The organism is Achromobacter sp. ESBL13, from assembly GCF_036668755.1.
Taxonomy (GTDB): domain Bacteria; phylum Pseudomonadota; class Gammaproteobacteria; order Burkholderiales; family Burkholderiaceae_B; genus Achromobacter.
Map to the genome: position 1 here is coordinate 936,233 of NZ_JAZEVT010000002.1, position 21,461 is coordinate 957,693.

Genomic DNA, 21,461 nt, shown 5'->3' on the forward strand with positions numbered 1-21,461 from the left:
AGCCATCCCCGCGTTTACCGGCGCCTGACCGGTACGCGCCTGCCCCGCACGCAGACGCTTCGCAACCGCCGCGGGGTGTGAGGATTGAGATGTCCGGGTTCCTGCACGATGATCAAATTGCCGTCCTGCGCCAGCAGGGTTTTGTGGTGGCCCGCCAATTCGCGGACCCCGCCCGGGTAGCCGCGCTGCGCGCCCTGGCCGAGCGCCATTTGCAAGAGCACGCGGCGCCCATCGAATACGAAGCCGACCTGCGCTATCCCGGCGCGCCCGAATCCCGCGACGCGCAAGGCGGCTTGACGGTGCGCCGGCTGTTGAACGCCTATGCGCGCGACCCGCTGTTTGCGCAGTGGGCCACCGACCCGGCCATCGGCCAATGGCTGGCGCGCTATTTCGGCGAACCCGCCGTGCTGTCCACCGTGCATCACAACTGCGTGATGACCAAGCACCCGGCCTACGGCAGCCTGACCGGTTGGCATCAGGACATCCGCTACTGGTCTTTTTCCGATACTGACTTGGTGTCCTGTTGGCTGGCGCTGGTGCCCGAGAGTTCGGGCAACGGCGGCCTGTCGTTCATCCCCCGGTCGCACACGGCGTCTTTCGCGCCTGAACAATTCGATGAAAAGAAGTTCTTTCGCGAAGACGCGCCACAAAACGCCGACTGGATCGCGCAGGCGGTCAGTCCCACGCTTGAGGCGGGCGACGTGGTGTTCTTCCATTGCCGCACGCTGCATGCCGCGCCGGGCAATCGCAGCGATCGCGTGAAACTGTCTTTGGTGCACACCTATCATCCGGCGTCCTGCCACCCCATCGCGGGCACGCGTTCCGCGTCGCAGCCGGACGTGCCGTTGGATGGGTAAGTGATTGGGTGGCGCGGCCGTCTGGGCAGCCGTTATCGATTGATATCCGCGACAAATAATTGAATTACAATTATTTCAACCGTACTACGCAGAACGACAAGATGAATACGCGATGCCGGGGCCGGCAAAACCCGCATCGCGTGCTTCTTGCCTGACCCTCCCTGGAACTGAACAGGCTGTTTCCCGTGCCCAAAACAAAGATCGACGACGACACGCAAGCATCGCAGGCGCCCAGCGCAACCCGTTCATCACTGTTTGTGGGTTCCACTGAAAAAGCCTTCCAGGTGCTGCACGCGTTCGACGGGTCGCGCCGCCACATGACGCTGGCCGACATTGCGCGCGCTTCCGGGCTGGACCGCAGCGCCACGCAGCGCCTGGTCTACACGCTGGAAACGCTGGGCTATCTGCGCCGCATTCCCGATACGCGCAATTACGGGCTGACGCCCAAGGTGCTGCAATTTTCGTACAACTATGTGCGCGCCAACGAGCTGATCGACAAGGCTTCGCCGTATCTGCTGGACATCAGCCGCACGCTGGGCGAGACCACCAATCTGCAAGAACTGGACGGCCATGAAATCGTGTTCGTCGCACGCTTTCCGGGCCATCACCTGGTCAACGTGGACATTGCCGTCGGCAGCCGTCTGCCCGCGTTCTTCACGGCGTCCGGCACCGCGATCCTGTCGCGTCTGACCGACGAGCACCGCCGCGAAATCCTTGCGCGAACGCGGCTGGACCCCATCACGCCCTACACCGAAGTGAACCCTGACAAGTTGATGGAACGCGTGCAGCGCGTGGCCGAAAAGGGCTACGCGATTATCGTGAACGAGACGGTGCTGGGCGACATCTCGGTGGCCGCGCCGGTCACCGATCATCGCGGCCTGGCCGTGGCGGCCATCAATATCTCGGTGCCCACGACCCGCTGGACGGTAGCCCGCGTTGAAGCCGAACTGGCGCCCCATGTGCAGGTGGCGGCCACGTCGATTTCAAAGTCCAAATTCGCGGGCTATTCCAGATAGGCTCGGCTTACTTCACCCCTTCGAATTCCGCCAGCAGCGGCTTGAGCGTTTCACGCAGGGCCGACCGCAACGCATCGGCCGGGGCCACCAGCGGGTCCAGCACGGCGGGCGCGTTCACGCCGATCAGGTCCATGACGGACTTCATCGGGCCCGGGTTGGTCTCGGCAAACGCCAGGTCCATCAGCGGGATCAGGCGGCGATGCAGTTCCATCGATTCCCGCGTGCGGCCTTCCGACGCCAGCTTGTAGACCTGGCGCCAGGCCGACGGCAGCAAGCTGGCCGTGACCACGATGCCGCCGCGCGCGCCGGCGGCCAGGTGCACCGGCAGCAGCGTGTCTTCGCCGCTGAACACCGCAAACGACTCGTCCACGCCCGCCACCGTGCGCAGGAAGTGGTACATGTCCGTGTTGCAGGCCTTCATGCCGATGATGTTCTGGTGGCGCGACAGTTCATGCAGCACCTCGGGCGCAATCGCGATGCGCGTGCGGTACGGAATTTCGTAGATCATCACGGGCAGCGGCGACGCATCCGCATAGCGCAGGAAGTAGTCGCGGATGCCGGCTTGCGTGGGCGTCGTGTAGTAGGGCGTCAGCACCATCAATGCGTCGGCGCCCGCCTCGGCGAATTCGCGGCCCGCTTGCAGCGCGTCGTGATAGCCGGGGTCCAGCACGCCGGGAATCACCGGCACGCGGCCCGCCACGGCCTCGACCGTCAACTGGCACATGCGGATGCGCTCGGCGCGGGGCAGCGCGCCGTATTCGCCCGTGCCACCCAACGGCACGATGCCGTCGATGCCCTGCTGCATCAGGTAGGCAACCAGCGCCTTGGCGGCAGGGACGTTGATGGTGTCGTCGGTGTTGACCGGCGTGGGGATGGCGGGGAAAACACCGCGCAATTGGGTTGCGTTCAGCATGTTGCGTATCCAGGAAAATAAATCTAAATCAGATGCGTCGGATTTAATTGGCCAGGCTGCGGCGGCGCAGCCGGTCGGCCAGCCAGATCAGCGCGGCAATGAAAATGAACAGGCAGGTAGAGACGGCGGCAATCACCGGGGAAATCTGTAGCGTGACCTCGTCCCAGAACTGCTTGGGCAGCGTGGCGTTCAGGCCGCCGGAGGCGAACAGCGCAATCGTCAATTCGTCGAACGACGTGGCGAACGCGAACAGGAACGACGACATCAGCCCCGCGCCCAGAATCGGAAACGTCACGAAGCGCAGCGTGGCCCAAGGCCCGGCCCCCAGGCTTTGCGCCGCCAGGTCCAGCCGCGTGTCGTAGTTGCGCAGCACGGCCATCATGGTGATCACCACGTAGGGGACCGCCACCACGGTGTGAGCCAGGATGAGCCCGATGGTGGACCCAACCAGCCCCACGCGCGCAAAGAAATAAAACATGCCCACGGCGATGATCATGCGCGGCACCACAATCGGCGACAGCACGAAGGCCAGCATCGCGGACTTGCCGCGCATGTTGGCGCGCACCAGCAGGAAGGCGGCGGGCGTGCCGATCAGCATCGCCAGGAAACCCGTGCCCACGCCCACGATCAACGACCGGGTGATCGCCTGCATCCACACGGGCGACGTGAACATCTGTTCGTACCATTGCAGCGAAAAGCCCTTGGGCGGCCACGTCAGGCCCGAACCGGAATCGAACGACAGCGGGATCATCAGGAAGGCGGGCGCACTAAGAAACGCCAGCACGCCCAGCACAATCCACCACAGCGTGCGCGACTGGCCGGTGCCCGACACCGACCGCCGCACCCGCTTGGGCAGCAGCGCGAACAGCGCGTCCGACGCATTCGCCAGCACCGTCAACACCGCATCGCCCGCGCGGCGCGACAAGCTTTCCTTGCCCGATGCGCGCACGCGCGTGGATGCGCCGCCCGTCATGGTGGACAGGCCCAGCACCTTGTCATAGATGGCGAACACCACCAGCACCACCACCAACAGCAACACCGACACCGCGCCGGCGAACTCCCAGTTCATGGTCTGCTGCACCTGGTCGATGATGATCTGCGTGATCATCGTTTCCTTGCGTCCGCCTAGCAGCGCGGGCGTGATGAAAAAGCCGATGGCCGTCACGAACACCATGATGGCCGCGGCCGCCACGCCGGGCATCGACAGCGGGAAATAGATCTTCCAGAATGCCGTGCCGGGGCGCGCGCCCAAAGTGGAGGCGGCGCGCGGCAGGTTGCGGTCGATGTTCTCCATCACGGACAGCATGGTCAGCACCGCCAGCGGCATCAGCGCGTGCACCATGCCCACCAGCACGCTGCCGAAGTTGTAGAGCAGGTTGGCCGGCGCATCCAGGATGCCCAGCGCTTGCAGCAGCTGGTTGACCACGCCGTTGCGGCCCAGCAGCACCACCCACGCAAACGTGCGTACCAGGAAGCTGGTCCAGAACGACAGCAGCACCCAGAACAGCAGCGACGTTTTGCGCTTGGCGGACAGGCTGGAAATCAGATAGGCGACCGGGTAGCCCGCGAGCACGGAGAAGAACGTGGTCCACAACGAAATCTTCAACGTGATCAGCAGCACGTTTACGTAAACCGACGATTCGAACAGCCGGTGATACTGCGCCAGCGAAAAGCCTTTGTCGTCGACGACGCTTAGCAACAGCAGCTGGCCCACCGGATAGATCAGCAGCACCAGCAGCAGCACGACCAGCGGCGCGGCCATCAGGAAATGGCGGCGGCCGGGGCTCATGCGCTTGCGGGGAGTAGCAAGGGATGTCATGCGTTTACTCCGCAATGGCCACCGCGTCGGCGGCTTGCCAGCTGACGGTCAGCGGCTGGCCGATGGCGTATTGCTCGGCCTGGCGCTGCGTGGGGTAGGCCACGACGATGGGGGCGGCGTCGGCCACGCCCGAGTCCAGGTACAGCTTGGTCAGGCTGCCCGTCACCATCACGTCCAGCAGCTTGCCGGTCAGGCCGGCGCCCGAGGTGGCCACGCGCAGGTTTTGGGGGCGCAACATCACGGTGACCTTCTGGCCGTGCTTAATCGGAGCGCCGTTGGACAGCGCCTGGCCGGTAACACCCTGATGCGCCAGCGTCACGCTCAACACGTCGCCGTCCACCGCCGTGACCTCGCCTTGCAGCAGGTTCGATTCGCCCAGGAAGTCGGCCACGAAAAGCGTGCGGGGGCGGAAGTACAGATCTGCCGGCGCGCCCAGCTGCTCGATCGCGCCGCCGTTCATCAGGCAGATGCGGTCGGACATGGTCATGGCCTCTTCCTGGTCATGCGTGACGTACACGATGGTGGTGCCCAGTTCGCGGTGGATGCGCTTGATTTCCAGCTGCATCTGGTCGCGCAGTTTTTTGTCCAGCGCGCCCAGCGGTTCGTCCATCAAGATGATGGCGGGCCGATAGACCATGCAGCGCGCCAGTGCGATGCGCTGCTGCTGGCCGCCGGACAGTTCGCGCGGCAGGCGCGTGGCTACGTGCGGCAGGCGCACCATCTCCAGCGCTTCGTGCGCGCGGCGGCGCGCTTCGGCTGCCGGCACCTTGCGCATCTTCAAGGGAAACGCAATGTTCTCTTCGATGCTCATGTGTGGAAACAGCGCGTAGTTCTGGAACACCATGCCGATGTCGCGCTCATAGGGCGCGCCATAGGTGACGTCGGCGCCGTCGATCAGCACGCGGCCCTCGTCGGGCTGCGCCAGGCCGGCGATCAGGCTCAACAAGGTGGTCTTGCCGGACCCGGACGGGCCCAGCAGAGTCAGGAATTCGCCGCGAGCGACGTCCAGGTGCGTGGGCGCCAACGCGACAAAATCGCCATAGCGTTTGCCCAGGCCCGAGATTTGCAGATTGGAAGAAGACATGGTGTTCAGCACATTAGGATTCGCGCGGCGCGCGCCACGGCGGTGGCGCGCGGCCGATGGCTTATTTCAGGACCCAGCCGTTGAAGCGTTCAAGCACGTCGCGCTGCTTGTCCAACCAGTACGCGGCGTTGATGTGCAGGCCGGTCTTGATGTTGTCGGGGTGGGTCGGGCAATTGCGCGCCACGTCGGCCTTGATGTGGTCGAAGGCGGCGGGCTGCGTGACGCCGGCGGCAAAATACTCGACCAGCGCGGCCTGGCGCTTGGGGTCGGACGCAAACTTGATGAACTCGCGGCAAGCGTCGGCGTTGGGCGTGCCTTTCAGGATGGACCAGCTGTCGCAACCCCAGATGTTCTGGTCCCACACGATCTGCACCGGCGCGCCGTTGGCGATGGCCGATTGCGCGCGCGATACCCAGGTCGCGATCATGTCGACTTCGCCCGAGCCCAGCATCTGTTCGACCTGCGCGCCCGTGTTCCACCACACGTCCACCGACGGCTTGACCTTGTCCAGGCTGGCCAGCGCGCGGTCGATGTCGCAGGGGTAGACCTTGTCGGTCGGTACGCCGTCGGCCATCAGGGCTTCTTCGATGGTGTCGAACGGATGCTTGCGCAGGCCACGGCGGCCGGGGATGTCCTTGACGTTCCAGAAGTCGGCCCACGACGCGGGCGCGCGGCGGCCCTTGAAGGCGTCGGTGCGGTACGCCAGCACGGTGGTGTAGACGTTGTTGCCCACGCCGTAGGGCGACATGTATTGCGGGGGGATGGTGGCAACGACCGGATCGGATTCCAGGCCGTGCTTTTCCAGATAGACCTTGCCGCCTTCGGTCAGCATCAGGATGGCGGGCTGGCTGATCTTGGCCATGTCCCAGGTGTAGTTGCCGGTGTCGACCATGCTGCGGATCTGCGCGGTGGGTTCGGCGTTGGCCTGTACGCCCACCACCTGGATGCCGGTGGCTTCCGAGAACGGCTTGTAGAACACGGCGCCATAGGCCTTGCTGTAGATGCCGCCGTCATCACGCACGACGATGCGCTTGGAGGCGGCGCGCGACGGCGTCCAGATCATGGGCATGGCCAGCGCGGCGGCGCCGGCGGCCACGGTTTTCAGCGCGGCGCGGCGCGAGGCGTTGTGGGGGATCGATTTCATGGAAGACTCCTGCGGGTCGGGTCAGGGACTGCGGATCAAGGGGGGGATCTAATGCTGCGGCTGCGGCTGCGCTTCGTTCATGGCAGCAGGCGGCCGGGGTTGAACAGGTTGGCGGGGTCGAAGGTGGACTTCAGCGCGCGCATCATCGCCAGTTCAACGGGTGACTTGTAGTGCGCCATTTCGGCCAGCGACGTGCGGCCCACGCCGTGTTCGGCGCTGAAGGTGCCGCCCAGCGCGTCGGCCACATCGTTGACCGCGCGGCGGATAGCGGCGGCCATCGCGTCGCGGTCGGGCAGGGCGTTCCAGGCATCGAAGGTGAAGAAGGGAATGAAGTGCACGTTGCCGTCGCCCAGGTGGGCGACGATCAGCACCGGCAGGTCGGGCACCAGGCGGCGCACGGCGGCGGTGGCGTCGTCGATGAAGCGCGGCACGCTGGAGACGGGCACGGCGCTGTCCGTGGTCAGGCCCACGCCGGCCTTCTTATTGCCTTCGGACACGCTGTGGCGAACTTCCCAAAGCGCGGCGCGCTGGCTGTCGTTGCTGGCCAGCACGGCGTCGTGCAGCAGACCCAGTTCCGACGCGTGTTCCAGCGTCTGCTGCAACAGCGCTTGTAGTTCGTCGCCGCTGCCCGTGTCAGACAGTTCCACCAGCACATGCCACGGGTGCGTGTCGCCCAGCGGGTTCTTGCGGCCCGGCACGTGGGCCATCACGATGTCCAGCTGATTGCGGTCGATCATTTCAAAGGCCGACAGGCGCGAACCGCAGGCGCGTTGGAACCTGCCCAGGATTTCCAGCGCGGCTTGCGGGCTGTCCGGCGCCAGCCAGGCCACCGCGTGGCGGGTGGGCAGCGGATGCAGCTTGAGCACGGCGGCGGTGACGATGCCCATGGTGCCTTCGGCGCCGATGAACAGGTGCTTCAGATCAAAGCCGGTATTGTTCTTGCGCAGCGCCGTCAGGCCGTTCCAGATGGCGCCGTCGGGCAGCACCACTTCCAGGCCCAGGATGTTGTCGCGGGTATTGCCGTAGCGCAGCACGCCCGTGCCGCCCGCGTTGGTGGCGATGGTGCCGCCGATCTGGCACGAGCCTTCCGCGCCCAGGCTGATCGGGTACAAGCGGCCTTCGGCGGCCGCTGCGTCCTGCACCGTGGCCAGCACGCAACCGGCTTCTACTTCCATGGAATTGTTGGCGGCATCCACGCGGCGCACTCGGCGCATGCGCGCCAGGTTCACGATGACGGGCGGCGTGCCGCCGGCATCCGGCACCGCGCCGCCGCACAGGCTGGTATTGCCGCCCTGCGGCAACACGGGCGTGGCATGGGCGTTGCACAGCCGCACAATGTCGGCCACCTGCCGCGTGCTGCCGGGCAGGGCAACGCACAGCGCCGGGCCCTTGTACCGGCCGCGCCAGTCTTCGGTGTAGCCGGCCATGTCGGCTTCGGAATGAAGGATGGCGTCGGCGCCCAGGGCCTGGGTCAACGCGTCTAGCAGGGTGGTGCCGTAGGTCATGTCTGTGGTCCCGAATGAAGCCCGGAGATCACACGAACCCGAGCGCATTGAGGCACAGCATACGATCACTTAAATCGCTTTTCGATTTGATCAATCGTATAGCAATCGAATTTAGGGTATGTTCTAGTCGGGGCGGGCGGGGAACATACGGCTTGTCGCCCGCCAAATGAGCGAAATACAATCGTATCGTGCGATATGCGGTCTGTCTGCGTCGCCTTCCCTGCCTCTTTGGAACTGAATTCCCATGCGCGAAAAGATCGTTTTTATCGGAGGCGGCAACATGGCCTCCGCCATCATTGACGGCCTGCTAGGCCAAGGCCGTGAGCGGGCCGAGTTCCTGGTGATCGAGCCCTACGCGCCCACCCGCGACGCTCTTGTGGCGCGCGGATTGACCAGCCAGGAAAGCGTGGGACCGGCCGTCGCTGACGCCACGCTGTGCGTGCTGGCGACCAAGCCGCAAGGCTTGCAGGACGCCTGCGCCCAGGTGCGGGAATATCTGCCCGCCAGCGCCACGGTCGTCAGCATCGCGGCGGGCGTGGACCTGGCCTCGCTGTCGGACTGGCTGGGCAGCCACGCGCGCATTGTGCGCGCCATGCCGAACACGCCGGCCAAGGTGGGGCTGGGCATGACGGGGCTGTACGCCACGGCGGCGTGCGGCGCCGCCGAGCGCGACCGCGTCGACGCCCTGTTTGCCGCCGTGGGCGAGCGCATCTGGACCGACAACGAAGGCATGATCGACGCTGTCACCGCCGTGACGGGCAGCGGCCCGGGCTATGTCTTTTACTTCATGGCGGCGCTGCAAAAGGGCGCGGTCGAGCTGGGCTTTTCCGAGGCAGACGCGCGCCGCCTGGCGGTCGCCACCTTTCGCGGCGCGGCAGGCCTGGCGGCAAGCGAAGACGTGCCCCTGATGGAATTGCAGGATCGCGTCACATCCAAGGGCGGCACCACCTATGCGGCCCTGACGCACTTGCGGGAAGCCGGCGTGGCCGACGCCATCGGCGCCGCCGTGCACAAGGCGCAAGAGCGCGCACGGGAACTGTCGGCGGGCTGATCTCAGCCCAGTGAGGCCGTGTCGCGGTGTCGCCCCAGCCACCATAGCAATGCGACGGACACGGCGATGGCCGCGACGTTGAACTGCATGGCGGTCGCGAATGCGTGGGCGTAGCGGTCGGGCGCATCGGCGTCGGCATGCGCTTGCAAGGCGCCGCCAAACAGCATGCCGGCGGCCGAGACGCCCAGCGCAGCGCCGACTTGTTGCAAGGTGGACACGACCCCCGCCGCCATGCCGGCATGACGGTCTTGAACCAGGCCCAACACCACGTTGACCAGCGGCGTGTTGACTGCGCCCTGCGCGGCACCCAGCCACACCAGCGCAGGCACCAGCGACCACGGCGACAGCGCCGCGCCGGCCATGCCCACCTTCGCCATCAAGGCCGCGGTGGCCCCGCCGTACAGCAAGGCCGCAACAGCAATGGCCGGCGTGCCGAAGCGGTTCACCAGGCGCGGCGCGGCCATCGACCCGGCAACGAAGCCCACGCTGGCGGGCGCGAAGATCAGGCCCGCCGTCAACGCGTCCAGCCCGAAGCCGGTTTGCACCAACAACGCGTAGCAAAGAAACATGGCGCTGGCGGTGGAGAACACCAGCATCACCAGCAGGCATCCGGCCGCAAAGCCCGGCTGCGCGATCAAGCCCATGTCCAGCAGCGGCGCGCCGCCACGCGCCTTGACGCTGCGTTGCATGCGCGCGAACGCCAGCAGCACCGCAACGGATGCGGCCCCGCATGCCAAGGTCCACGCAGGCCAATGCCGCGCGGGCCCCTCGATCAAGGCCAGCAGCAGCAAGGCCAGCCCTGCCGCCAGGCACGCGGCCCCGGGCCAGTCCATGGACGCGGCCTGCGCCTCGCGGGATTCAGGTATGTGGCGTGCCAGCGCCCACGCCGCCAGGCCCAGCGGCACGTTGACCAGGAAGACGGTGCGCCATGCAAGGCCCAGGAAATCGGCATGCACGATCCAGCCGCCCAGCACCTGGCCGGCAATCGCGGCCAGCCCCAGCGTCATACCCATCAAGCCGAACGCGCGCCGGCGCTCATGCCCGTCGTAGCTGACGCGTATCAGCGCATAGACCTGTGGAAACAGCAGCGCGGCGGCGGCCCCTTGCAACACGCGCGCGCCGATAAGCGTGTTGGCGTCCGGCGCCAGCCCGCACAGCCCCGAGGCCAGCGCAAAGCCCGCCATGCCAAGCCTGAACAAGCGCCGGCGACCCTGGCGGTCGCCCAGGCGGCTGCCCGCGATCAACAGCACGCCGAACGCCATTTCGTAGGCGGCGATGATGAAGTTGATCTGCGCGAACGACGCGGGCAAGGTGGTCTGCATGCTGGGGATGGCCACGTTCACCACAAAGAGGTCAAAGATCGTGATAAAGCCACCTGACAGCAGCACGCCAAGACCCAGCGGGCCCAACACGCGGGTGTCGGGGCAGGGCGGTGTGGCGCAGGGGGAAGGCAGGGCGTTAGCGGTCATGGGAGTGCCGATTGGAGGGGGATCGGCGCTATTCTGGCCATGTTTTGAGCCTTATACAATTTAGCTGTTTATGCTGTTACTACCGGCAATAGCCACTTCCCATGACCCTATCTCCCGCCCCTCAACGACTGGACCGCACGCGCGCCGACCTGGCTGAATTCCTGCGATTGCGGCGCGAACGATTAAGCCCGACCGACCTTGGCCTGCCCGCCGGTGGCCGGCGCCGCACCCCCGGATTGCGCCGCGAAGAAGTGGCGGCGCTGGCTGGCGTGGGGCTGGCTTGGTACACGTGGTTTGAACAGGGCCGCAACATCAGCGTGTCCGCGACGTTTCTGGAAAACCTGGCGCGCGTGCTGAAGCTGGACGCCGCCGAACGCCGCCACCTGTACCTGCTTGCCCATCAGCGCCCGCCTGCCGAAGCAGGCCGCACGTGGTGCACGGTGCCGCCGCAGGTGCGCCGCCTGATGGACGACCTGCCGACCCGCCCCGCGTACATCCTGAACCTGCGCTGGGATGTGGTGATGTGGAACGCCGCCGCGGACAGCGTGTTCGATTTTTCGGCGCAGCCGACGGGGCGGCGCAACTTGTTGTGGATGTTGTTCGTCGTTCCCGCGATGCGGCACTTGTTTACGGATTGGTCCGCGCAGGCGCCCGCAATGCTGTCCACATTTCGTCGTGACTTTGCCAGTGCAGCAGGCGTGCCCGACATCGCCGAACTGGTCGACGAACTGCAAGCCGTGTCGCCGGACTTTCACGCGTGGTGGCGCGAGCACGACGTGCACGGCGCCTGCATGGGCCAGCGCAGGCTGCATATCGAATCGCTGGGCGACATTGCCTTTGAGCACACCACGCTGACCGTGGATGAAAGCCGCCACCTGCGCTTGGTGGTCTATGCGGTGGCGCCGGACGAGCCAGGGGCGGAAGCGTTTGCCCAATGGTTGAAGGCACGCAACACAACGTAGACGTTGACGCCGGGGATTTCGCGGATGTATCGTAAGAGCTATATCTAAAGATACATCGTAAGAGGCATTCATGCGCCATCCCGACTTCCAGACACCCGGCCACGGTGGCCATCACCGCCGCCATCATCACCACCCCTACCCCCATCACCATCCTTCGCACCACGCCGCCTCGCGCGGCGATTGGTTTTCCGGCCCGCCGGATGACGGGCGCGGCGACGCCGATGGTTTTGGTGGCGATGGCCGTGGCTTCACGCGCGGCCGCCGCGTGTCGGCCGACGACCTGCAACTGATGCTGCTGGGCCTGCTTGAACAAAACCCCAGCCACGGCTACGAACTGATCAAGGCGTTCGGCGCCCTGAGCAATGGCTTCTACACGCCCAGCCCCGGTATGGTCTACCCGGCGCTGACCTATCTGGAAGAACTGGGCTACGCCACCGTCGAGCAAGACGGGGCCAAGAAGCGCTACCACCTGGCGGACGCCGGCAAGGCGCATCTGGACGCGAACCGCGACCGCGTTGCGCTGATGTTCAACCGCTTCAAGCACATCGCCAAAAAAATGGACTGGATGCGCCAGGCCTGGAGCGGCGAGCCGCGCAGCGTGGGCCCTGAAGGCGAGGACGCACGCACCGGCTGGGTGCCGGAATTTGTAGAAGCGCGCCACGCGATGCGCCGCGCGCTGATGGAACGCACCGACGCCTCGCCCGCCGAACAACGCCGGATCGCCGCCATCCTGGCGCGCGCCACCGACGAGATCAACGGCAAGCCCTGTGCTTGATCTTGTCCTTTTCCCGAATCTGGAGTGTTGATGAACCGTAGCGACCTGACCGTGGAGCGCGTGCGCCACAACCTGAAAATGCGCGTCCTGACCGTCGTGCGCGTCGAACCCGTGGCCGGCCTTCTGGCCCGCGTCACTTTTACCGGCGATGACCTGCAGGACTTTGTCTCGGCGTCATTCGACGACCACGTCAAACTGTTCTTTCCGGCCGACCCGACGCAAGCGCCGGCCTTGCCCAGCGTGGGCCCCGATGGCGTGAAGTTTCCCGAAGGCGCGCCCAAGCCCGCCGCGCGGGATTACACGCCGCGCCGCTTCGACGCCGCGCGCCGCGAGCTGGAAATTGAATTCGTGCTGCATGGCGATGGTCCGGCATGCACGTGGGCGGCACAGGCGCAGCCCGGACAGCAGCTGGGTATCGGCGGCCCGCGTGGGTCGTTCGTGGTGCCCAAGGGCTTTGACTGGCATGTGCTGATTGGCGACGAAACAGCGCTGCCCGCCATCGCCCGCCGCCTGGAAGAACTGCCCGCCGCCGCCGAAGCGATCGTGTTGATCGAAGTGCCGTCTTCCGATAGCGAGATCCCGTTGGCCTCGGACGCGAAAACGTCGGTGCGCTGGCTGCACCGCAACGGCACGGCGGCGGGCTACAGCACGCTGTTATTGCAAGCGGCGCGCGAACTGACGTTGCCGTCGGGCGAGGGCTATGTCTGGGTGGCCGCCGAATCCGCGGTGGCCAAGGCCGTGCGCGAGATCATGGTGTCGCAGCACGCCATCGACAAATCCCGCATCCGCGCCGCAAGCTATTGGAAGCGTGGCGCGGTCGCGGTGCACGAGTCACATGAAGACTGATTGCGGCATGGCGCGAGGGCAGTCACGTTAGCGTCGCCGCCTGGCCGGCGTCTTTCATGTCTGGCGCGCCAGACTCAGCAGATTTTCCACGCGGCCTCCCGCCCCGTCTTCGCGCACCGCCAGCCCAAGCACCGCGCGTGGCCAGTCCAGGGCAAAGGGGCGATACACCACGCCGTCCGGGCGCAGGTGGCGCAACGATGCCGGCACCACCGCCACGCCCATGCCCGCTGCCACCAGGTTCACCGCCGATGACAGCTGCGGCGCGCGTTGGCCGATCAGCGGATTCAAGCCATGCTGGCGGCACGCCGCCATGATGTCCGCGCTAAGGCCATAGCCCGATTTGCGCGAATACAGGATGAAGCGTTCCTGCGTCAGATCCTTCGGCGCCAGGCGCTTGCGGCGCGCCAGAGCATGCCCCAGCGGCAAGGCCACCACCAGCGGTTCTTCGGTCAACTGCGTGAACGTCAGGCCGCCATCCAGCGCAAACGGCGGCCGCACGAAAGCGGCATCAATCGTGCCTTCGCGCAGCTGCGCCACCAGCGTTTCGCTATCGCCTTGCGACAGCGTCATATCCACGTCGGGATAGCGCTGGCGATATTGGCGTATCACTTCCGTCACCACGCCGTTGAACGACGCCGACTCGGTAAACCCCAACGCCAATTCCCCCACCTCGCCTCGCGCGGCGCGCTGCGCCGTTTGCACCGCAGCGTCGGCGCGCGCCAGGATGTCATGCGCGCACGTCAGAAAAGCGCGGCCCGCGTCGTTCAGCACCACGCCGCGCCCCGTGCGGTCAAACAGCGGCGTGCCCACTTCCTGTTCCAGCTGGCGAATCTGCTGGCTTAGCGGCGGCTGCGCCATGCCCAGGATTTCGGCGGCGCGGGTGAAGTGCTGCGCCTCGGCCGTCACCACGAAATAACGCAGATGACGCAATTCCATATCGATACCTTTTATGTACTGATTATCAACATTTCATATATTGGACATTCTATTCGCCTGGGCCGATCATGCGGACATTGCCCCAACGATCAAGGCTTTCCATGACGCGCTCCGCAAACCCCTCCCTGACCCCCGGCGCCCTGCTGCGCCAGCAACTGGCCCACGACATCGTGGTCGCGCCCGGCGCCTACGACGGGCTGTCGGCGCGGCTGGTCGCGGCGGCGGGCTTTGGCGCCGTCTATGCCAGCGGGGGCGCCATCGCCCGCGCGGCGGGATATCCGGACATCGGCCTGCTGAGCTTTACGGAAGTGATGGACCGCGTGGAAAAGATCGTCGACGCCAGCGGGCTGCCGGTAGTGGCAGACGCGGACACGGGCTTTGGCGGGTCCGCGAATGTGGAGCGCACCGTGCGCATCATGGAACGCGCGGGCGTGGCGGCGTTTCATATTGAAGACCAGTCGTTTCCCAAGCGTTGCGGGCACCTGGACGACAAAAGCCTGGTGGACGCCGACGAGATGTGCCGCAAGGTGCACATCGCCCGCCAGACCTTGAGCGACGCCGACACGCTGGTCATCGCGCGCACGGACGCCATCGCGGTGGAAGGGTTTGACGCCGCCATCACCCGTGCCGAGCGCTACCTGAAGGCAGGGGCCGACATGATTTTCGTGGAAGCGCCCGAAACGCGGGAGCAGATCCGCGCCATTGCCGACCGCCTGCCCGGCCTGAAGCTCATCAACATGTTTTACGGTGGCAAGACGCCGCTGGTGCCCTTGCCCGATCTGGCCGCGATGGGTTATCGCCTGGCCATCATTCCGTCGGACTTGCAGCGCGCCGCCATCCACGCCATGCAAGCCACGCTGGCGGCCATCAAGCAAACCGGCGACAGCAGCGCGCTGGCCGACCGGCTGACCAGCTTCAAGGAACGCGAGGCCATCGTGCAGACAGAGCGCTATCTGGCGTTGGACACGCAGTAAGCGTCCAACGCCCGGCCCGCACGCCAGCAGTACCGTGGCGCGTTAGCGATCGCACCTTGCCGGCATCGTGTTCGGCCACAAACGTTGCCCCGCGCTGCCGTACAGCGTACGCACGCCGCACACCATTTGCACGCGGGCCAACGCGCGGCCGGCCGGGTCGATGATTTCCGACGCGTCCGTCTTGGACACTACCGCGCGCTGGTTCAAGAACGGCGTCACGGCGCTGTAGTCGGGCGCGATCACGAATTCGCCGCGGCGGTCCACAAAGCCGAAGTTCATGTCGGCCAGGGCCGGCGCCAGGCCGTCGCGCAGCGTGCCCAGCGCGTTAAACGCCGGGCCGGTGAGTGTGCCGTTGGTGTCCAGCGCTCGCATTGCGCGCGTGGACAGCAGCGACACCGCCTGGCCTTCCGAAAACGCGGACGTTGCGCCCTCGGCCGTCAATCGCGTCTTGCCGCCGGGTTCGACATAGTCGGTGCGCAACCGGCCATTAACCTCGTAGTGCCGCAGCAAAAGCGGCGAGCCTTGTGGCCAATCCCATTCGCCGGCGGGCAGCGTCGCCACCGTCTTGCCCGACGTATCGATCAGGCGGGTGCCGCTGTCGTCGGAGGCAAGCGCGCGCGCGGGCGTGCCCTGGAAGTTCGACGCCACGGCAGCGCGAGGCGCGATCTGCCACCGGCCTTGATCGTTCAGGTAGCCATAGCGTGGCGCGCGGCGAATTTCCAGCCAGTCGCCCAGCCGCGTGTACAGCGCGTCTTCCAGGTCCAGGGCATTGGTGCCATCGGCTGAAAAAACCCAGCGTTGCTGATCGCTGTCGGCCGTCACGCTGCCGTCTTGCGCGCGGCCGATTTGCAGCCGGCTGATGAAGGGTGTCAGCGCGCGACCCTGGTCGTTGAACAGCGCCACGGGGCGGGTGTAGTCCTCGTCCTGCCCGCCTGCCTGCATCACCTTCCACAGCTTGTCGTTGACGCGCTCGACGGCATAATGGCGCGCCGGCACGATCCACTTGCCTTGCAGGTCGATCACGCCCACGCGGCCCGCGCCCAGCGACGCGGCGGCCTTTCCGTGCTGGAACGCGCCGATCTCCTGGAACGCGGGCGCGGCCAATTCCTTGCCCGCCACAAAGTCGTACAGGCCCCACGGCGCGTCAGCGCTGGCGGTCTTCACATAGCGGATGACGCCGGGCGCGACCACCTGTGAATCGAACACGTCGCCGGGCAGGTCGTACTGCTTGCCGGCCCGGTCGATCATCTTGTTCACGCCCTTGGCGTACACCAGCGCGTACCCGTCGTTGAAGGCGCCGATGTGTTGTTGCAGCGGCAGGTCCATCACGCGGCCCTGCGCGTCCAGCAGGCGGATGCCGTCGGCGGTGGTCGCGGCGTAGCGTAGCTGGTCCGCCTTGAGGGCCTTGTCCAGGACCGCCGCATCGCCGTCCCGCTCGTCGGCTGCGTCCAGCAGCGCCAGGTCCGTCCACGCCGCATCGGCGACGATGCTGCCGTCGGCCAGCAGCAAGCCGGCGCCCGCGGGGCCGCAATGGCAGTGCGACTGGCCCAGCATGCCCAGCGGCGCGCCCGGCAGGTTGAGCGGCAACGGCTTCAATTCCATGTTCCGCGCGGCTTCCACGGCTTCGGGCTTGAGCAGCGCGCGGCCGTCGGCGTCCACGACATTCAGCAATGCGTTTTCCCGGCTCTTGACCCACAGACGGCCTTGGCGGACTTCCATGTTGCCGATATCCGCCAGCCATGCGGGCGCCGATTCGCCGTGCAGCCATGCACCCTTGGGCGTCAGCAGGCCCACGCCCGCCTCGCTTCTGAACAGCACGAAGCCTTCTTCATCGATGCTGGGCGACAGGCCCGCGCCCAGCGTCAGCGGCTTGTCCTGGCCGGGCACCAGCGCCATGGTCGTCTCGCCCGAGGGGTACACGATCGTGTCGTTGAAGCGCTGTGAGGCATGCGCTTGCTCCGAGCTCAGGGTGGCGACCAGCTGGCCGGCCGCGTTCAGCAGCGCATAACCTTTGCGACCCGCCAGCTGCGCGCTCCAGAATTGGCGCCCCACGGGGCCCATCGATTCGTAGTGCTGGTCCGCGCCGATCACCTTGCCGTCCGTGCCCAGCAGCACCACGCCGTCGGGCCCATCCGCCACGGCCAGCCTGCCGTCGCGGTCCGAGGAAATGTCGTGGTACACGGGCTCGACCACCCAGTTCCAATCGCGGTCCACCAGCCCCTGGCGATACTCGCCGTCGGTGGCGATGTACAAGTCCGGGCCATAGGCTTGCTTGACCGCCACGCCGGGCGTGGCGAAGCGGCGTTCGCCGGTGGGCGAGCGGTATTCCGGCTTGAAGGCCACGGCGGCGCGCGCGGGCAGGCCGTCAGCCAGATCCAGGCTGTCGATGCCCGGGTCCAGGGGATCGCCGACCGGTTCGCCTTGGCGGTTGATGAACAGGTGCCGGCCGTCCAGCGTGGCCACGGCCAGGCCGATTTGGGCAAAGTCGCCCACGCTGTCATAGCGCGGCGCCACGGCCATGCGGCCCTGCGGGTTGATGAAGCCCCATTTGCCTTGCCACTTCACGGCGGCCAGGCCGTGGCGGAAGTCGCGCACGGATTCAAAGATCGGGCGAATCACCAGCCGGCCGTTCTGGTCCAGAAAGCCCCAGGCATGGCGGCGCAGCGACTCGTCCGACGGCACGCGGCGCATGGGTTCCAGCGCCGACGGCAGCAGCACGGCGGCGCGTCCGTCCGCCAGGTTGCGGATGCAGCCGTTGGTGTAGGGCGTGTGATTGGAAATGTCGTCGACGGCGGCGTCGTTGCGCGAGCGGGCTTCATCGACGCAAAACACATGGCCCGTCTGCGCCTGCGCGGACAGGGATGCGCCCAGCGCGGCCAGGGCGCAGGCGATACGGGTGGTGCGGATCACGCGTGACGTCATGGTCATTCTGCTTTGGCGGAGTCTAGGGCGGGGGGATCGATGCGCTTGGCATCGGAGCAGGTCAGGGCTTCGCGCGGCCAGCTCTGGTTTTCTTCCGCGTCAAAAATCACGATCTGGTCGCACAGCACGCCGAAGGTGGTGGTGGTCTTGCCGCGTGTGTCGATGAATTCGACCAGGTGGTCGTGAAACACCATGGCGCGTTCGTCCTGGAAGTCTTGCGCCCAGGTGTAGGCGGGCGGGATAGCGTAGCGGCCGGTCAGGTCGATGAACCCATACAGCTTGCCGGTGCGATCAAGTCGTTGCGCCCGTGCCAGGCCATGTTTCAACGGGCCCAGCACGCTGAAGTACGCGCCCACGACGCGCTTGCCCGCCGCGTCCAGGAAACCGTACTTGCCGTAGTCCTCGCTGTACGGCACCACGCCTTCGCTGGCGTGGCGGTATTCCACGGGATAGCGGCCGGACAAGCGCGCTACTTCGCGGCCTTGCAGGTCTGTCAGCACCGTGTTGGACGCGCTGTCATCGGTAAACAGCACGCGCCGCATGGACGCCAGCGGGAAGCCGTCGCCGCGCTTTTCCAGCACGGTCTTGCCCTGCTGGTCGATGACGCGATAGCCGGAGCCCTGATTGGCGCGCGCCAGGCCTTCGGGCTGCACAAAGAAGGGGTTGAATTCGCCATATAGCGCGGGCACTTGCAGGGTGCCGCGCGCGTCGATGGCGCCTTCGCGTTCGTCCTGGCGCACGATCAGCCAGTCACCGTGCTGCTCTTTGCTTTCGGGGCGCCCGTCGGTAATTTTGGTGGCGCGGCCTTGCGCGTCGAACAGCACGGCGCTGCCGTCAGCCAGTTGGCCGATGTAGCGGTTTTCGGCCAGCTTGTCGGGCTTGCCGTAGATGATGTCGCTGCGCTTGCCGGTGCGCAGGTTGACCATGCGGTACGGGCTGTCGCCATAGCGGCCGGCCAGGCCCTTGCCTTCGGGCTCGTTCACCAGCATGACGCCGTTGCCCAGGTATTCCATGTTGTAGGCGCTGTCGTGCGTGGGCGGCACGACCCACTGGCCCAGGCGGTTGACGACGCCCCAACGGTCCTTGTCCTGGACGCGAACCCAGTCGTCGTCGAATTCCTCGATGCGCTCATAGTCGGGCTTCAGGGCGGGCGCGTTCAGGCGCACGTTCCACAGGCCCCAGCGGCGCTCGCGGTTATCGTCGGCCGCGCGGTAGACCAGCAGCTCGCCGTCCAGATCGGAGGCCGCCGCGCCCACTTCGTCCGGCACGCGCGCCGGCTTGCCCTGCGCATCGATCAGGATGGCGTCGCGGCGCAGCATGTCGGGCGTGCGCGCCCAGGTGTAGGGGCCGTTGAAGGGGCGCAATTCGCTGTATTCGGGCGGCACCGCCCATTTGCCCTGTCCGTCGATGGCGCCCACCTTGTCGTCCTTGGCGCGCACCACCAGCGGCATCGTCACGTCATAGGTGTCGATGTTGACCCATTGCGGGTTCGACACGATCTTGCCGGTGACCGTCAGGATGGCCAGCGCCTGATCGCCGTTGAGCGCGCGCAGCAGCCCCAGCGGCATGGTCGCGTTGCCCGGCGTGCGCGGGGCCGACTTACGCGGCGAAAACGCGCTGACGTCATAGCCGCGCAGGCGCTGCGCCGTGTTTGCATCCAGCAAAGGCTTGCCGTCGGCCGCGTAGACCTGCACCAGCGACCCATCGGCGCTGGCGGCCGTGGCGGCGTACGAGGCGGCGTCTTCCGAGCTGAGGATGTCGGCCACGTCGGCCCCGGCCGCGGCTTGGTCCGCACCGACGGTCTCGGCGACGTCGGTGACGACGGTGGCGGAGTCGGCCGCGGTAGTGTCGGCGGCCGCGGTATCGACCGCCGCGGTGTCGACCGCCGCGGTTTCGACCGCCGCCACCGCGTCCGCGCCGGGCTTGGACGCGTCGGAGGCGCCTTCCGCAGCGGCTGCCGCATTTTCCCCAGCATCCACCGCCACCGCTTCAGCGGCAATATCGACGTTGCCGTCCGAGGCTTGCACGCCGTCGGCCGGCATGCCATAGACCCAGGCGCGGCCCTGCACGATGTCGACGCGGCCATCGCGTACCGCCAGCTTCTGCATCGTTCCGGCGGGGCTGATCAACAGCGTGGTCGATGCGTCGGACAGGTAGCGCCAGCCTTCGCGCTGCTGCACCCCCATGTACGACGTCGTGAATACATGTGTCGGCTTGAGGCGTGCATCCAGCAACGTAGACTTGCCGTCGTCCGTGGCCACCAGCCACACGCCCGGCGCCAGCCACTGCACGCGCTCGTAGGCGGCGGACGAAATGGCTTCACCGCGCGGGTTCACAAACGTCCACTTCTCATCGCGGCGCACGGCCACGACGTCGCCGTCGCGCATGGGCGCTTCGCGCGAACGCAGCACCTGCGGCGTCACGGCCCAGCGGCCCTGCGCATCCAGCAAGCCCCACCACCCGGAATAGCGCGACCCGCGTACCTGCGCGGGCAGGTAGCCGGCCGACGGCGCGGCCAGCATCATCACGCCTTCGGGCAGCTCGGCGGCCGCGCCCGTCGTGGTGTTGATCAGACGCGGCGGCGTGGGCATCTCTATCGACGCCAGCTTCTGGCCGGGCATGAATCCCCATGTGCGCGTGCCCAGCGGGAAGGTCTTGACGACCTTGCCCTGGCGGTCGATCAGGACGTCGCGCTCGTCGTCTTCCACCAGCGCGGTGCCTTCGGCATTGAAACCCGTGGCGTTGGTATAGCGCGGCTTGATGACCCACTGGCCCTTGGTGTCGATATAGCCCCACAAGTCGCCCTGGCTGGCGGCGGCCACGCCGTTCTGAAATGGCATGGCCTGCGTGTAGGCAGGCGCGATGGCCATGCGCCCTTGCTTGTCGATGTAGCCCCAGGCGCCGGCATCATCGCTGCGCGACCCCGTCAGCACGGCCGCCAGCCCTTCACTGAAAGCCTGGTGGCAGACCGTGTCCGAGCCCTGTCCGTAGTAGGAGGTAGTGCACTGGTCCAGCCACGAATCCGCGCGCGCGGTCACGGGCAACGCGGGCAGGGCTAACGCCAGGGCCAGCGCCAGCGGCTTGATCGCGGCGCGCATCATACGAAGGCGCGGACAAGCGCCGCGAAAAAGGGGAAGCCAAGCCGGACGTGCCACATGGTCGGGTGCCTTGCCAAATTATGCGAAGGC

The 21,461-nt window shown here is 66.5% G+C and carries 16 protein-coding genes; 7 read left to right on the plus strand and 9 right to left on the minus strand.

Going from position 1 to position 21,461, the window contains the following annotated elements:
• Positions 1 to 89: 89 nt before the first annotated feature.
• Together V6F88_RS13120 and V6F88_RS13125 are read left to right on the plus strand one after the other, a co-directional pair.
• Positions 90 to 857, plus strand: a complete 768-nt coding sequence (locus V6F88_RS13120) for a phytanoyl-CoA dioxygenase family protein (protein WP_332609979.1) — start codon at positions 90 to 92, stop codon at positions 855 to 857.
• 185 nt (positions 858 to 1,042) lie between these two features.
• Positions 1,043 to 1,873 (plus strand): IclR family transcriptional regulator, encoded by an 831-nt coding sequence (locus tag V6F88_RS13125; RefSeq protein WP_332609980.1) that lies wholly within the window; start codon positions 1,043 to 1,045, stop codon positions 1,871 to 1,873.
• 7 nt (positions 1,874 to 1,880) lie between these two features.
• Here V6F88_RS13125 and dapA read toward each other — a convergent pair whose 3' ends face one another.
• The 5 genes from dapA to V6F88_RS13150 all read right to left on the minus strand — a co-directional run bounded on the left by dapA (position 1,881) and on the right by V6F88_RS13150 (position 8,338).
• The gene (dapA, locus tag V6F88_RS13130; protein ID WP_332609981.1) at positions 1,881 to 2,786 is read right to left on the minus strand and encodes a 4-hydroxy-tetrahydrodipicolinate synthase; all 906 of its coding nucleotides are present in this window, start codon (positions 2,784 to 2,786) and stop codon (positions 1,881 to 1,883) included.
• A 43-nt stretch (positions 2,787 to 2,829) separates the two neighbouring features.
• The gene (locus tag V6F88_RS13135) at positions 2,830 to 4,605 is read right to left on the minus strand and encodes an ABC transporter permease subunit (protein WP_332609982.1); all 1,776 of its coding nucleotides are present in this window, start codon (positions 4,603 to 4,605) and stop codon (positions 2,830 to 2,832) included.
• A 4-nt stretch (positions 4,606 to 4,609) separates the two neighbouring features.
• Positions 4,610 to 5,689, minus strand: a complete 1,080-nt coding sequence (locus V6F88_RS13140; RefSeq protein ID WP_332609983.1) for an ABC transporter ATP-binding protein — start codon at positions 5,687 to 5,689, stop codon at positions 4,610 to 4,612.
• A 61-nt stretch (positions 5,690 to 5,750) separates the two neighbouring features.
• Entirely contained in the window at positions 5,751 to 6,833 is a 1,083-nt protein-coding gene (locus tag V6F88_RS13145; protein WP_332609984.1) for an ABC transporter substrate-binding protein, read from the minus strand.
• A 77-nt stretch (positions 6,834 to 6,910) separates the two neighbouring features.
• Entirely contained in the window at positions 6,911 to 8,338 is a 1,428-nt protein-coding gene (locus V6F88_RS13150) for an FAD-binding oxidoreductase (RefSeq protein ID WP_332609985.1), read from the minus strand.
• A 244-nt stretch (positions 8,339 to 8,582) separates the two neighbouring features.
• Between V6F88_RS13150 and proC the strand changes: the two genes are divergently transcribed.
• Positions 8,583 to 9,389, plus strand: coding sequence for a pyrroline-5-carboxylate reductase (gene proC, locus V6F88_RS13155; RefSeq protein ID WP_332609986.1), 807 nt, complete (start codon positions 8,583 to 8,585; stop codon positions 9,387 to 9,389).
• 2 nt (positions 9,390 to 9,391) lie between these two features.
• Here the strand turns inward: proC and V6F88_RS13160 are convergent, their stop codons facing one another.
• Positions 9,392 to 10,858 (minus strand): MFS transporter, encoded by a 1,467-nt coding sequence (locus V6F88_RS13160; protein WP_332609987.1) that lies wholly within the window; start codon positions 10,856 to 10,858, stop codon positions 9,392 to 9,394.
• 101 nt (positions 10,859 to 10,959) lie between these two features.
• Here V6F88_RS13160 and V6F88_RS13165 point away from each other — a divergent pair, with 101 nt between their 5' ends.
• The 3 genes from V6F88_RS13165 (at position 10,960) to V6F88_RS13175 (ending at position 13,441) form a co-directional block, all read left to right on the plus strand.
• Positions 10,960 to 11,820, plus strand: a complete 861-nt coding sequence (locus tag V6F88_RS13165) for a helix-turn-helix transcriptional regulator (RefSeq protein WP_332609988.1) — start codon at positions 10,960 to 10,962, stop codon at positions 11,818 to 11,820.
• A 70-nt stretch (positions 11,821 to 11,890) separates the two neighbouring features.
• Positions 11,891 to 12,595 carry a PadR family transcriptional regulator gene (locus V6F88_RS13170; protein WP_332609989.1) on the plus strand — a complete coding sequence of 235 codons (705 nt, stop codon included), beginning with the start codon at positions 11,891 to 11,893 and terminating at the stop codon, positions 12,593 to 12,595.
• Positions 12,596 to 12,625: 30 nt separating this feature from the next.
• Positions 12,626 to 13,441, plus strand: coding sequence for a siderophore-interacting protein (locus V6F88_RS13175; protein WP_332609990.1), 816 nt, complete (start codon positions 12,626 to 12,628; stop codon positions 13,439 to 13,441).
• Between the two features lie 54 nt (positions 13,442 to 13,495).
• On the opposite strand, the gene V6F88_RS13180 is transcribed toward V6F88_RS13175, so the two are convergent.
• Positions 13,496 to 14,377 (minus strand): LysR family transcriptional regulator, encoded by an 882-nt coding sequence (locus tag V6F88_RS13180; protein ID WP_332609991.1) that lies wholly within the window; start codon positions 14,375 to 14,377, stop codon positions 13,496 to 13,498.
• Positions 14,378 to 14,478: 101 nt separating this feature from the next.
• Between V6F88_RS13180 and V6F88_RS13185 the strand changes: the two genes are divergently transcribed.
• Positions 14,479 to 15,351, plus strand: a complete 873-nt coding sequence (locus V6F88_RS13185; RefSeq protein ID WP_332609993.1) for an isocitrate lyase/PEP mutase family protein — start codon at positions 14,479 to 14,481, stop codon at positions 15,349 to 15,351.
• Positions 15,352 to 15,393: 42 nt separating this feature from the next.
• Here V6F88_RS13185 and V6F88_RS13190 read toward each other — a convergent pair whose 3' ends face one another.
• Complete coding sequence (locus tag V6F88_RS13190; RefSeq protein ID WP_332609995.1) at positions 15,394 to 18,273, minus strand: WG repeat-containing protein; 2,880 nt, start codon at positions 18,271 to 18,273, stop codon at positions 15,394 to 15,396.
• A 2-nt stretch (positions 18,274 to 18,275) separates the two neighbouring features.
• Positions 18,276 to 21,374 carry a WG repeat-containing protein gene (locus V6F88_RS13195; RefSeq protein WP_332609996.1) on the minus strand — a complete coding sequence of 1,033 codons (3,099 nt, stop codon included), beginning with the start codon at positions 21,372 to 21,374 and terminating at the stop codon, positions 18,276 to 18,278.
• Positions 21,375 to 21,461: the final 87 nt, after the last annotated feature.